Below are 12,500 nucleotides of genomic sequence, written 5' to 3'. Positions count from 1 at the left end.
CGTCGCGGTAGGTGCCGTCGGGGTTGAGGCAGTCGGCGAGGTGATCGGCGAGCTGGGCCAAGTGTTCGGGCCGGTAGTGGGTTGCGTGGGCGGCTAGGTCGGCCTCCACGGCGGCGCGGGTGGCCGCATCGATCCAGCCGGGTAGGTGGCGGAAGAATTGGCGGATCACCGCCACCTGCCCACCACCCAGTTTCCCCTGGCGTTGGGCGGCGGCGGTGGCCGGCAGGATCGGTTCCAAGGGTTCCCCGGTCAATCCGCGCCGCGGCCCCAGATCGGTCGCCTCCTTGACCCGCTGTGACGCCTCGGCGTGGCGGATCAACGTGGCCTCGGCGACCGCATGCGCCAGCGTGCCGCCGAGTTCTTCGGGCGTGGCTTGACGGGCCAGGTTGTTGATCACCGGATGCTCGATGGCGGCGATGCGACGGCGGACACGCTCGCAACGCTCCAAGACGTCCAAGCATTGCTGGGTGTTGGACGCATCGAACGACAGCTCACAAGCCCGGTCCAAGTCGGCATGCAGCGCGTCGAAAACCTCGACCGCATCTTCATGACTACTTGGACTCACACCGACAAACTAGCGACCCCCACCGACAACAAACCGCCGAAAAATCGCCACAGACGCACACTCAAAAAAAGCCGCAAAATAGCCGCTCCGAGACCTGCCGGGCGAGGTCCCGCGTCTTGTCGGTGCGCGGATTTAAGCTCGCGGTGCCCTGGTAATCACGCAGTCCGAAAAGGAGCCGCCGCCATGCGATTCCTGCACACCGCCGACTGGCAGCTCGGCATGACCCGGCACTTCCTCGCCGGCGATGCTCAGCCGCGGTACTCGGCCGCCCGGCGTGACGCGGTGGCCGGTCTCGGGGCGCTGGCCGCGGAGGTGGGCGCCGAATTCGTCGTGGTGTCCGGTGACGTCTTCGAACACAACCAGCTTCCGCCGCAGGTCGTGGGGCAGTCGTTAGAAGCCATGCGCGCCATCGGGATTCCGGTCTATCTGCTGCCGGGCAACCACGACCCGCTCGACGCGTCCTCGGTATACACCAGCGCCCTGTTCACCGCGGAACGTCCCGACAATGTGGTGGTGCTCGACCAGGCCGGCGTCCATCAAGTCAGGCCCGGGTTGGAGATCGTCGCCGCGCCTTGGCGATCCAAGGCGCCGACCACTGACCTGGTCTCCGACGTTCTCGAAGGCCTGGCGCCGGAACCGGTCACCCGGATCCTCGTTGCGCACGGCGGTGTCGACGTCCTGGATCCCGACCGGGACAAGCCCTCACTGATCCGGCTCGCCGCCTTGGACCACGCGCTGGCGACCGGCACGGTGCACTATGTCGCGCTGGGGGACAAGCACTCGCGCACGAATGTCGGTGCCAGCGGCCGGATCTGGTACTCCGGGTCGCCGGAAGTCACCAACTTCGACGACGTGGAATCCGACCCCGGTCATGTCCTCGTCGTCGAGATCGACGAGAGCGACCCGTGCCGCACCGTGACGGTTGAATCACGGCATGTCGGCCGGTGGCGCTTCGTCACCATGCACCACCAGGTCGACACCCGCCGCGACATCGCCGACCTCGACCTGAACCTGGATCTGATGACCGAAAAGGACCGCACCGTGGTGCGGTTGGGGCTCACCGGATCCCTAACGGTCACCGACCGGGCGGCGCTGGATGCCTGCCTGGACAAGTACGCGCGGCTGTTCGCGCACCTTCGCACGTGGGACAGCCACACCGACCTGGCGGTCATTCCGGCCGACGGTGAATTCAGCGATCTCGGTATCGGGGGATTCGCCGCCGCGGCGGTCGACGAGCTGGTGGCGACCGCGCGCGAGCAGGACTCCGAGACGGCCGTCGACGCGCAGGCGGCGCTGGCGCTGTTGCTTCGCCTCACCGACCGGGGCGCCGCATGAAGTTGCACCGCCTGACCCTGACGAATTACCGCGGCATCGCGCATCGGGAGATCGAATTCCCCGACCACGGCGTCGTCGTGGTCTGCGGCGCCAACGAGATCGGCAAGTCTTCGATGATCGAAGCCTTGGACCTGCTGCTCGAGTCCAGGGACCGCTCGACGAAAAAGGAAGTCAAACAGGTCAAGCCCACCCACAGCGACGTCGGCTCCGAGGTGAGCGCCGAATTAAGCTGTGGGCCTTATCGTTTCATCTATCGCAAGCGCTTCCACAAGAAGTGCGAAACCGAGCTGACGATCCAGTCGCCGCATCGCGAACAGCTGACTGGTGACGAGGCGCACGAACGGGTCCGCGCGATGCTGGCCGAGACGGTGGACAGCGATCTGTGGCACGCCCAGCGGGTGTTGCAGTCGGCTTCGACCGCCGCGGTGGATCTGTCGGGCTGCGACGCCCTTTCGCGTGCGCTCGACGTGGCGGCCGGGGACGCCGCGGCGTTGTCCGGCACCGAGCCGCTGCTGATCGAACGCATCGACGCGGAATACGGACGCTACTTCACCCCCACGGGGCGCCCTACGGGGGAATGGGCCGCGGCGATCGCCCGCCTGGCCGACGCCGAGGCGGCGGTCGCGGAGTGCGCGGCGGCGGTCGCCGAGGTCGACGAGCGGGTGGTTCGGCACGCGGTCCTGACGCAGCAGGTGGCCAATTTGTCCCAGCAGCGCATCGCCGCGAGCCCCCGGCTCACCGCCGCGCAGGAGGCGGCGGAAAAGGTCGCCGAACTGACGGGCCAGGCGCGCGAGGCCGAATTGATCGCCACCGCGGCAGCGGCGACGAGCGCCGCGGCGACCACGGCCCGCAACTCACGCCTGCAGCTGCTCGCCGAAATCAATACCCGCGCAGCGACTGTCGCGGCCGCCGAGGCCCAAGCACAAGATGCAGCCGACGCGCACGCGAAGGCGCAGGCCGAGGCACAGGCCGCCGACGTCGCCGCTCGGCAAGCCGCCGAGGCCGTCGCGGATCTGCAGCACCGCGCCGAATCCGCCCGCCGCACCGTCGCCCAGCTCGCCGACCGCGAGGAGGCCGAAAGGCTGATCGCCCGATTGGCCAAGATAGACGCGATCCAACGCGACCGCGACCGCGTGTGCGCGGAACTCGGCGAGATCGCCATCACCGAGCAGCAGCTGCGTCGAATCGAGACGGCCGCGGCCGCGGTCGATCGCATCGGCGACCAGTTGGCGTCGACGTCGGCGGCGGTCGAGTTCACCGCCGCCGCGGACATCGAGCTGTCGATCGGCGGCGAACGGATCGCGTTGTCCGAGGGCCAGACCTGGTCCATCACGACCACTGGGCCAACCGCGATCCAGGTCCCCGGCGTCCTGACCGCGCAGATCACTCCCGGCGCAACCACCCTCGAGGTCCGGGCGAAACACGCTGCGGCGCAAGAGGAGCTGTCGGCTGCGCTAGCCGAGGGACGGGCGGCCGACCTGGCCGGGGCACGGACCGCCGATGAGCGTCGCCGTGAACTGCAGGGCACCCGCGACCAACTCAGCGCCACCCTGGCCGGCCTGTGCGGGGACGAAGAGGTCGACGAGCTGCGCTCGCGGCTCGCGCAGCTGCGCGCCGGGCAACCGGTCGACCTCCAGGCGACGGACGCGGGCGCCGCCCGCGACGAACTCGATGCGCTGGAGACCGCTCGCCGGACGGCGGCAGACGAGTGTGACGACCGGCGCCGGAACGCCGCCGCCGCGACCGCCCGGCTCACCGAGCTGGCCACCCACGCAACCGTTCTCGAGAACGCGCTGAAGAATCAACGCGCCGAGCTCGACGCGGCCACCGACCGGCTGGCCCAAGAGCGGGCGTCGGCCGGCGATGACGAACTCGCCTCGGCGGCGGAGACGGCGCTGCAGGCGGCGCTGGCCGCTGAACGTCGCTACGCCCAGCTCGCCGACGAACGCGCGGCGGCATGGCCGGACGCGGTGAACACCGAATTGCGCTGTGCCATCAAGGAAACAGAAGAATTGCGCGAGCGTTACGAAGAGGCCGCCCGCGCGTTGCGCGAGATCACCATCGAACTCTCGGTGATGGGCAGCGAGGGCCGCCAGGGCAAGCTCGACGCCGCGGAAACCGAGCGCGAACACGCCGCCGGCGAGCACATCCGCGTCGGCGGCCGGGCCCGGGCGGCACGGCTGCTGCGTTCCGTCATGACGCGGCACCGCGACACCACCCGGCAGCGGTACGTCGAGCCCTACCGCGCGGAACTGCAACGGCTGGGCCGCCCGGTGTTCGGTCCCACGTTCGAGGTCGAGATCGACAGCGACCTTTGCATTCGCAGCCGCACGCTCAATGGCGTCACGGTGCCCTATGACTCCCTGTCGGGTGGGGCCAAGGAGCAACTCGGCATCCTGGCGCGACTGGCCGGCGCCGCGCTGGTCGCCAAGCAAGACGCCGTTCCGGTGGTCGTCGACGACGCGCTGGGGTTCACCGACCCCGACCGGCTGGCCAAGATGGGGAAGGTCTTCGACACGGTGGGCACTCACGGACAGGTCATCGTGCTCACCTGCAGTCCCGACCGGTACGACGGCGTCAAGGGCGCTCACCGCATCGATCTCAGCGCCTAGCACCGGCGCGAGCTGCGTCGACCACGCCAGACGCGGCGCCGGTCGGCAGGCCCGGCAGAATGGTGTGATGGCGGGCCGACACGGATGACGATGAACGCGAAACGGCGCCGGGTCCAGGAGAAGCTCGCGGCATTGCCCGGTGTGCGGCCCGTGCGCCGTCCGATCTCGCCGGACAGTAGCGAAGAGTTCGACCTCTACTACGTGCGCACCGGCCGAAAGTCGGCGCATCCGCTGGTCATCATCCCGGGAGGCCCCGGGGTGGCGTCCGTGCAGATGTACAGGGGGCTGCGGCGCCGCGCGGCCGCGGCCGGCCTTGACGTCATCATGATCGAACACCGCGGGGTGGGCATGTCGCGGCACGACGACTCCGGTGCCGATCTGCCTCCCGAGGCGATCACCGTGAACCAGGTTGTCGACGACGTCGCCGCCGTGCTCGACGACGCCCACGTCGAGACCGCCGTCATCTACGGTGCGTCGTACGGCACCTACATCGCCTCGGGGTTCGGCGTGCGCCATCCGGGCCGGGTGCGGGCGATGATCCTCGATTCGCCGCTGCTGTCGCGGCACGACATCGTGATCGTGCGCCGCGCGATCCGCCGGCTGTTGCTCAGGGGTGACAGCCCCGAAACGGCGGCGCTGGCGCCCAAAATGCGCAAACTCGTCGACGCGGGGGTGATGACCGCGGGGGCCACCCAGGTGGTCGCGACGATCTACGGCTACGGCGGAGCCGAGCTGCTGGAGCGACAACTCGACCTGCTGCTGGACGGTCGAAAGCTGTTGTGGTGGGCGCTGTCCCGGTTCGCCACGCTGAGCAACCTGCCGTTCCGTTACGAGGAAGATCTGGTCAGCCGCATCGCGTTCCGCGAACTGAACTACGCCGCCGAACCCGACGGGCTACCGCTGGACCCCGCGGTAGCCGAACGCGAAGCACGTACGGAGACAGCCACTTTCGAGGACGAACCCTACGACCTGGTGGCCGAGATGCCGCACTTCGGCTGGCCCACCGTGGTGGTGTCCGGGGGCCGCGATCTCATCACTCCGCCGGCGGTCGCCGAGCGCGAGGCCGCTCTGCTGCCCAACGTGGTGCTGTTGAAACTGCCCACCATGGCGCACAGCGCGCTCGACTTCCGTGAGCCCGCCGCGATCGCCATCGCCCGAGCGGTGTGGCGGGGCGAAATCGACGGGCTGGCCGCGAAAGCGCCTGCGCTCGACGAGCTTCCGGCGCGCCCCGAGCTGCGCTTGCTGTGGAGGGCGATCGGGGTGGCCGCGGCCGTCGAGGCCGCCCTGCCGATCCCGGCGCGGCTGCGCCGCCGGATCAGCCCCGCATGAACCCGATGGCGGTATAGCGCAGATCGCCGAGACCGGCAGCGCCGAAATTGGCCAGCGTGCTGCGGACGGCGACGTCGCCCGGGGATTGCGTCAGCGGCAGGCTGAACCCCTCGGCCCAGATGAGCTTGTCGAGATCGTTGGCCAACGCCCGTGCCTTGCCGGGGTCGAGCTCCTCCAGGGTCCGCTCGATCGCCTCGTCGATCTGCGGGCTGCCGATCTTGCCGAAGTTGCTCTCCCCGGTCGACAGGTAGATCTGGGTGAGTGAAGAGAGGGGGAAGGCGTCACCGAGCCAACCGAATTGGGCGATATCGAAGTCGCCGACGTTGATGTAGTTGGTGAAGAACCCGCTGCCGGCCCTGGCCACCAGTTCCAGCTTGACGCCGATCTGCGCCAGACTGTGCTGCGCGATCTGGGCGAACTGGCGGCTGCCCTGGGCGTCATAGAACAGATCGCGGATGACCAACTGGCGGCCGTCCTTCTCGCGGAACTGGCCGTTGAGCTTCCAGCCCAGCGCGTCGAGCTCCCGTCTGGCCGCGTCCGGGTCGTAGGGCACGACCGCGCTGTTGTCCTGGTAGCCCTTCTGCCCCGCGACATAGATGTGGTTGCCCAACGCCAACGGATCCCTGGTCAGGCCATACTGGACAACCTTGGCGATGGTGCGCCGGTCGATGCCCTTGGACACCGCGAGGCGCAACGCCTTGTCGGACAGGATCGAACCGCGCGCGCCGTTGAACGTGAAATGGGACCAGGCCGGGGCCGGCGCGCGCCGGATCGAGATTCCCTTCGTGCGCTGCGCGATGGTCAGTTGGTCGACGGTGCCGACGCCGGACGCGTCGATGGTGTTGTTCTGCAGTGCGGGCAGCCGCGCGGCGTCGTCCAGCACCAGGTAGGTGATGTTGTCCAGACGCGGGCGGGCACCCCACCATTTCGGGTTGCGGGACAACACGATCCGTTGCGTCGTGCGGTCCAGCGACGTGACGATGAACGGGCCGGCGGACGGACCGGGCCCCGTGAGCTGGCCCTTGTTGAATGCCTCCGGTGTGGCCGTCATGCTCTTGGGCAGCAGCATGCCGTTACCGGCGAACATGCCGCGCCACTCGGCGTACGGCTTGGCGAAGGTGACGACGGCCTGCCGGTCGTCGACACCGCGAGTGACCGACGCGACGCGGTCGGCGCCGCTGGGACCGGCGATCTCGAATGTCTTGTCCGCCCCGCTCAGCGCGTGGATCTGGCTGGCGATGTCCTCCCACGTGATCGGTGTGCCGTCGGACCACACCGCTTGCGGGTTGATGGTGTAGGTGACCACCTGCGGTGCGGTTCCGGTGAGTTCGACGCTGGTGAAGTAGTCGGTGTCGACCGTGGTCGAGCCGTCCGCGCCGAGGATGAAGGCCCGCGGCAGCGTGGCCTTCATCATCGCGGCGACTTCGGCCGAATTGCCGTCGATGTGCAGGATGTTGAAGTTGGGCGGGAAGTCGGAGAGCGCCAGCCGAAGGCTGCCCCCGTCCCGCAGCGTGGCCGGGTCCTGCGGGTTGATGTCGCTGGTCGTGCCGATCTCGGCATTCTCGCCCGTTTCCGGCGTCAAGTTGATGGCCGGTGAGCATCCGGAGACAACCAGCGCCATCGCCACCAGCGCCGTCGCGACCCGCCTAGACACGTTTGCCCGGATTCGGTTGGGGCACGGCGCCCAACAGTCGACGGGTGTACTCGTGCTGCGGGTTGCCGAACACCTGCTGGCTGTCGCCCTGTTCCACGATTGCGCCGGCATGCATGACCACCACCTGGTGCGCGAGGTGCTTGACCACTGAAAGGTCATGGGAAACGAAGAGATACGACAGGCCGAACCGCTCCTGCAGGTCGAGGAGCAGGTTGATGATGCCGGCCTGGATGGAGACGTCGAGGGCGGACACCGGCTCGTCGAGCGCCAGGATCTTCGGCTGCAATGCTAGCGCCCGGGCGATGCCGATGCGCTGCTTCTGCCCGCCGGAGAACTCGGCGGGGTACCGGGCGGCGTCGGCCCGGCGCAATCCCACGATCTCGAGCAGCTCGGCGACGCGCGCGTTGGTCTCGTCCTTACCGAAGCCGTTGGCCGACAGTGGTTCGGCGAGCAGCTCGAACACGGGCAGCCGTGGATCCAGTGAGGCCACCGGGTCCTGAAACACCACCTGGATGTCGCGGCGCAACGATCGCCGGTGCGGCGCGCTCAGGGTCGCGACGTCGGCGCCGAGGACTTCGATCGAGCCGGATTGCGGCGCAACCAGTTCCAGGATCTCGTGCAAGGTGGTCGACTTGCCCGAGCCGGACTCGCCGACAATGCCTAGGGTGCGGCCCTGCCGCAGCTCGAAGCTGACACCGTCGACCGCGCGGACCTCACCGACGGTGCGGCGCAACACCACGCCCTTGGTCAGCCGGTAGGTCTTGACCAGGTCGCGAACGCGGACGACCACCGACGAGTCGCCGGTTGCCTCGCCGCGCGCGGAGGTGTTGACACCGTAGATCTCCGCCGCGGTGCGTCCGTTGACCTGATCGGTGCGGATGCAGGCCGCCCGGTGATCCACACCGACGGGCAGCAACTCCGGTTCGGCCGCCCGGCATTCGTCGATCGCCAGGGGGCAGCGCGGCGCGAAGGGGCAGCCCGGCTCAAGCCCCACCAACGACGGCGGCGCGCCGGGGATGGGCACCAACCGGGTGCCCTGGGGAGCGTCGAGCCGCGGCACGGAGCCCAACAGCCCCACGGTGTACGGCATCTGGCGATCGCGGTAAAGATCGCTCACCCCGGCGGACTCGACGACCCGGCCGGCGTACATCACCAGCGCCCGGTCGGCGAACTCGGCGACCACGCCCAAGTCGTGGGTGATGATCAACACCCCCGCACCGGTGATGTCGCGTGCCGTCTTGAGCACCTCGAGGATCTGCGCCTGCACGGTGACGTCCAGTGCCGTGGTGGGTTCGTCGCAGATCAGCAGGTCCGGGTCGTTGGCGATCGCGATCGCGATGACCACCCGCTGCCGCTCTCCGCCGGACAGCTCGTGCGGAAAGGCGCGGGCGCGCCGCTCCGGCTGCGCGATGCCGACCAGCTCGAGCAGTTCCACCGCGCGCCGACGGGCGGCCTTCTTGCCGACCTGCGGCTGGTGGATTTCGATCGCCTCGGCGATCTGGTCACCGACGGTGTAGACGGGGGTCAGCGCCGACATCGGATCCTGGAACACCATGCCGACCGTCTTGCCGCGGAACCGCGACAGCGCGTCGTCGCCCAGCCCGATCAACTCCGTGCCGTGCAAGCGCACCGAGCCGCGCACCCGCGCGTACTCGGGCAGCAGTCCCACCACCGCCATCGCTGAAACGGACTTGCCCGAGCCGGATTCGCCGACCATGGCCACGACTTCGCCCGGGGCGACCTCGTAGCTGATGCCGCGCACCGCGGTCACCGGTTGGCCGTCCGTCGGGAAGGTGACGGCCAGGTCGCTGACCTCCAGGAGCGCGCTCATCGGGCGCCAGCCCGCAACATGCCGCTGCCCGGGTCCAGCGCGTCGCGCAGGCCGTCGCCGGTCACGTTGGCGCACACCAGGATCAACACCAACACGCTCGCCGGAAACAGGAACACCCACGGGAACGTCGTCGCGGACTGGGTGCCGTTGGCGATCAACGTCCCGAGCGACACGTCCGGCGGCTGGATACCGAAACCGAGGAAGCTGAGCCCGGTCTCGGCCAGGATGGCCGAGGCGACGTTGAGGGCGGCGTCGATGATCAAGATGGACGCCACATTGGGCACCACGTGACGCAGAATGATGCGGCGGCTGGACACACCCATGTACCGTGCGGCCCTGATGAATTCGCGTTCACGCAGGCTCATGGTCATGCCGCGCACCATGCGAGAGCTGATCATCCAGCCGAAACCGGCGAGCAGCAAGACCAGCATCAGGATGTTGGCCGAACTCTTGGTGCGCGGTGTGACGATCGCGATGAGGATGAAGCTGGGCACCACCAACAGCAGGTCGACCAACCACATCAGCGCCCGGTCCCGCCAGCCACCGAAATAGCCCGCGATCGATCCGACGGTGGCGGCGATGCCGGTCGAGATGACGGCCACGCAGAGACCGATCAGCATCGACTTCTGCATGCCGCGCAGGATTTGCGCCAACAGGTCCTGCCCGAGCGCGTTGGTGCCCAACCAGTGGCGGGAGTTCGGCGGCTGCAACAGCGCGTCGAAATCCAGGTCGTCGTAGGAGTACGGCAGCACCGCCGGCAGCGCGTAGCAGCCGACGAACAGCAGCACCAGCAGCGTCAGCGAGGCGACGGCCAACCGGTTGCGCGCGAACCTGCGCAACACCAGGGTGCGGCGTGACATGAACCCCGCAGCTTTTGGGGAAGGAATCCCTTGCGCCCCAACTACTTTCGGATCGGACGTCATGATACCCGCACTCTCGGGTCCAGGGCGGCGTAGAAGAGGTCCGAGAGCAGACCCGCCAGCAGCACCACCGTGCCGGAGAACAGCGTGATCGCGGCGATGATGTAGGTGTCCTGCGTCGCGATGCCTTGCACCAGCCATTCGCCCATGCCGTGCCAGCCGAAGATCTTCTCGACGAACACCGCGCCGGTGACCAGTCCGGCGACCCCGTAGGCGAACAGGGTCGCCAGCGGGATGAGCGCCGTGCGCAACCCGTGTTTCACCAGCGCGCGCCGGCGGGTGAGCCCTTTGGCCCGCGCGGTGCGGATGAAGTCCTGGCCCAGGACGTCGAGCATGGCGTTGCGCTGATAACGGCTGTATCCGGCGGCGGCGGCCAACGTCAGCGTGAGCGTGGGCAGGATCAGGTGTCGCAACCGGTCGACCAGCTGGTGCCAGGCGCCGCCGCTCACACCCGGCGAGGTTTCCCCCGTGTAGTCGAAGAGCTGCGCGCCCAGAGCCCAGTTCACCCGCAGCGCGGCGAGGATCAACAGGTTGGCGATGACGAACGTCGGGGTGCTGAGCACCAGCAGCGCCACCATGGTGACGAGGCGGTCACTGAGTCGGTACTGGCGGATGGCCCCCCAGGCGCCGGCCGCGATGCCCAGGATGGTGCCCGCCAGGGATCCGACGACCAGCAGCCGCAGGGTGACCCCGACCCGGCGCCACAGCGTGGCACCGACGGGCTGTCCGGTGATGGTGTTGCCGAAGTCGCCGCGCACGGCGTGCGAGGCCCACTGCGCGTAGCGGATAGGAATCGGCTTGTCCAGGTTGAGCGAGCGGGCTTTGGCGTCGATGACGGACTGGGGCGGGCGCGGGCTGCGCTGCAACAGGCTGTCCAATGGCCGAAACGCGACCGACGTCAGGCAGAACGTCAGGAACGAGGCCAAGGCCAGGAGCACCACATAGTTGAGCAGCCGGCGCGCCAAGAAACGAATCATCCCCGATCGCACCGCCCGTCTCGCATTGGGACAGGTTAACGAGCCCGGCCCGTAGCGGCCCGGTGCGCCGACCGGATCCTTGTGATCCGGCTGATTTTCATGCATCAATATCCGGTGGCCCGTTGTTAACATCCACCGCGGTGCTGCGACACTCCCGAGGAGGCTGACGTGACGGTTATCGAGGATTACCTGGCCAACAACGAGCAGTACGCCAGCACATTTCATGGCCCGCTGCCGATGCCGCCCGCCAAACACCTCGCGGTCGTCGCCTGCATGGACGCCCGGCTCGACGTCTACCGCGCCCTCGGCCTCAACGAGGGCGAGGCGCACGTCATCCGCAACGCGGGCGGAGTGGTCACCGACGACGTCATCCGCTCGCTGGCCATCAGTCAGCGGTTACTGGGGACCCGGGAGATCATCCTGATTCACCACACCGACTGCGGGATGCTGACCTTCACCGACGACGACTTCAAGCGCGCCATTCAAGAGGAGACCGGCGTCAAGCCGGCGTGGGCGGCCGAAGCCTTTCCCGACGTCGCCGAGGACGTCCGGCAGTCGTTGCGCCGCATCGAGAACAGCCCGTTCGTGACCAAGCACGAGTCCGCACGCGGATTCGTCTTCGACGTCGCCACGGGGAAGCTCGAGGAAGTCAAGCTCTAGCGCTCAGCCGACCTTGTAGGTGGCGAGGGCCTTCGCCACGAGTTTGCCTTGAGCGTCGACGATCTCGGCCTCGCAGTTGACCAGCGACCGGCCCCGCCGCAACACCCGGCCCACGCCGATCACGTCGGTGGCCCGGGCCGGCGCCATGAAGTCCAACGCCATCGAGACGGTCACGCCCCGCAACTCCGGGGGCGCCTGCGCGCCGCACCACGCCGCCGCCATGACCGTGACATCGGCGAGGGTGGCGATCGCGCCCCCGTGGACCATGTCACCGATCGTCGCGTTGGAGGGATCCCACGGCAGCCGCAGCCGCACCTCGTGGTCGTCGAGCCGGTCGGCGACGATGCCGAGCTTCGCGACGAACGGTGATTGGGGGAGGAATTGCGCGATGACGTCGCGGCCGCTGGGTGGCGAGCCGGCGGGTCCGGTGTCGGCGGTCATCCGCTCATGTTGTCGCACCGGGTGCGGCCGGAAAAGGGTCGCCGCCGGCCTTGACCCGATGCGTCGGGTGGCCGTCGTCCGCGCCATGCGCGGCGCCCACTTGACAACCGTTGCCCCGAGCTGATGCTATGGATGGCAAAGCTGCCAAACTTGACCGACTCTACCAGGTTTAACCG

Annotated in this window: 10 protein-coding genes; 4 read left to right on the top strand and 6 right to left on the bottom strand. The window is 68.5% G+C overall.

Annotation, left to right across the window (positions count from 1 at the left end; all coding sequences use genetic code 11):
- Positions 1-565: DUF222 domain-containing protein (locus BRW65_RS23790; RefSeq protein WP_139273218.1), on the bottom strand; the 565-nt coding region annotated here is incomplete at its 3' end.
- 183 nt (positions 566-748) lie between these two features.
- Between BRW65_RS23790 and BRW65_RS23785 the strand changes: the two genes are divergently transcribed.
- The 3 genes from BRW65_RS23785 to BRW65_RS23775 all read left to right on the top strand — a co-directional run bounded on the left by BRW65_RS23785 (position 749) and on the right by BRW65_RS23775 (position 5,841).
- On the top strand, positions 749-1,900 hold the full coding sequence (locus tag BRW65_RS23785; RefSeq protein WP_073878753.1) for a metallophosphoesterase family protein: 1,152 nt from the start codon (positions 749-751) through the stop codon (positions 1,898-1,900).
- A complete protein-coding gene (locus BRW65_RS23780) occupies positions 1,897-4,512 on the top strand; it encodes an AAA family ATPase (RefSeq protein ID WP_073878751.1) in 2,616 nt (871 codons plus the stop codon). The genes BRW65_RS23785 and BRW65_RS23780 overlap by 4 nt, the downstream gene beginning before the upstream one ends.
- An 84-nt stretch (positions 4,513-4,596) precedes the next feature.
- The gene (locus tag BRW65_RS23775; RefSeq protein ID WP_073878749.1) at positions 4,597-5,841 is read left to right on the top strand and encodes an alpha/beta hydrolase; all 1,245 of its coding nucleotides are present in this window, start codon (positions 4,597-4,599) and stop codon (positions 5,839-5,841) included.
- Here BRW65_RS23775 and BRW65_RS23770 read toward each other — a convergent pair.
- The 4 genes from BRW65_RS23770 to BRW65_RS23755 are packed head-to-tail and all read right to left on the bottom strand — an operon-like array spanning position 5,828 to position 11,223.
- Complete coding sequence (locus tag BRW65_RS23770) at positions 5,828-7,462, bottom strand: ABC transporter family substrate-binding protein (protein WP_073878747.1); 1,635 nt, start codon at positions 7,460-7,462, stop codon at positions 5,828-5,830. The genes BRW65_RS23775 and BRW65_RS23770 overlap by 14 nt on opposite strands.
- Before the next feature lie 25 nt (positions 7,463-7,487).
- On the bottom strand, positions 7,488-9,326 hold the full coding sequence (locus BRW65_RS23765; RefSeq protein WP_073878745.1) for an ABC transporter ATP-binding protein: 1,839 nt from the start codon (positions 9,324-9,326) through the stop codon (positions 7,488-7,490).
- The gene (locus BRW65_RS23760) at positions 9,323-10,249 is read right to left on the bottom strand and encodes an ABC transporter permease (RefSeq protein WP_073878743.1); all 927 of its coding nucleotides are present in this window, start codon (positions 10,247-10,249) and stop codon (positions 9,323-9,325) included. Before BRW65_RS23760 ends, BRW65_RS23765 begins: the two co-directional genes overlap by 4 nt.
- Positions 10,246-11,223, bottom strand: a complete 978-nt coding sequence (locus BRW65_RS23755) for an ABC transporter permease (protein ID WP_073878741.1) — start codon at positions 11,221-11,223, stop codon at positions 10,246-10,248. The genes BRW65_RS23760 and BRW65_RS23755 overlap by 4 nt, the downstream gene beginning before the upstream one ends.
- A gap of 168 nt (positions 11,224-11,391) precedes the next feature.
- On the opposite strand from BRW65_RS23755, the gene BRW65_RS23750 reads away from it, so the two are divergent.
- On the top strand, positions 11,392-11,883 hold the full coding sequence (locus BRW65_RS23750) for a beta-class carbonic anhydrase (RefSeq protein ID WP_073878739.1): 492 nt from the start codon (positions 11,392-11,394) through the stop codon (positions 11,881-11,883).
- A 3-nt stretch (positions 11,884-11,886) separates the two neighbouring features.
- Here BRW65_RS23750 and BRW65_RS23745 read toward each other — a convergent pair whose 3' ends face one another.
- Positions 11,887-12,324 (bottom strand): PaaI family thioesterase, encoded by a 438-nt coding sequence (locus tag BRW65_RS23745; protein ID WP_073878737.1) that lies wholly within the window; start codon positions 12,322-12,324, stop codon positions 11,887-11,889.
- Between the last annotated feature and the right edge of the window lie 176 nt (positions 12,325-12,500).

This window comes from Mycobacterium paraffinicum (assembly GCF_001907675.1).
Taxonomy (GTDB): domain Bacteria; phylum Actinomycetota; class Actinomycetes; order Mycobacteriales; family Mycobacteriaceae; genus Mycobacterium; species Mycobacterium paraffinicum_A.
The sequence above is the reverse complement of the archived record's forward strand: the minus strand, read 5'-3'. Positions and strand labels throughout refer to the sequence as shown.

Bases quoted from the DNA above. Each gene is read 5' to 3' on its own strand.
- BRW65_RS23785 (WP_073878753.1), top strand. From the start codon at position 749: ATGCGATTCCTGCACACCGCCGACTGGCAGCTCGGCATGACCCGGCAC.
- BRW65_RS23780 (WP_073878751.1), top strand. From the start codon at position 1,897: ATGAAGTTGCACCGCCTGACCCTGACGAATTACCGCGGCATCGCGCAT.
- BRW65_RS23775 (WP_073878749.1), top strand. From the start codon at position 4,597: ATGACGATGAACGCGAAACGGCGCCGGGTCCAGGAGAAGCTCGCGGCA.
- BRW65_RS23770 (WP_073878747.1), bottom strand. From the start codon at position 7,462: ATGGCGCTGGTTGTCTCCGGATGCTCACCGGCCATCAACTTGACGCCG.
- BRW65_RS23765 (WP_073878745.1), bottom strand. From the start codon at position 9,326: ATGAGCGCGCTCCTGGAGGTCAGCGACCTGGCCGTCACCTTCCCGACG.
- BRW65_RS23760 (WP_073878743.1), bottom strand. From the start codon at position 10,249: ATGACGTCCGATCCGAAAGTAGTTGGGGCGCAAGGGATTCCTTCCCCA.
- BRW65_RS23755 (WP_073878741.1), bottom strand. From the start codon at position 11,223: ATGATTCGTTTCTTGGCGCGCCGGCTGCTCAACTATGTGGTGCTCCTG.
- BRW65_RS23745 (WP_073878737.1), bottom strand. From the start codon at position 12,324: ATGACCGCCGACACCGGACCCGCCGGCTCGCCACCCAGCGGCCGCGAC.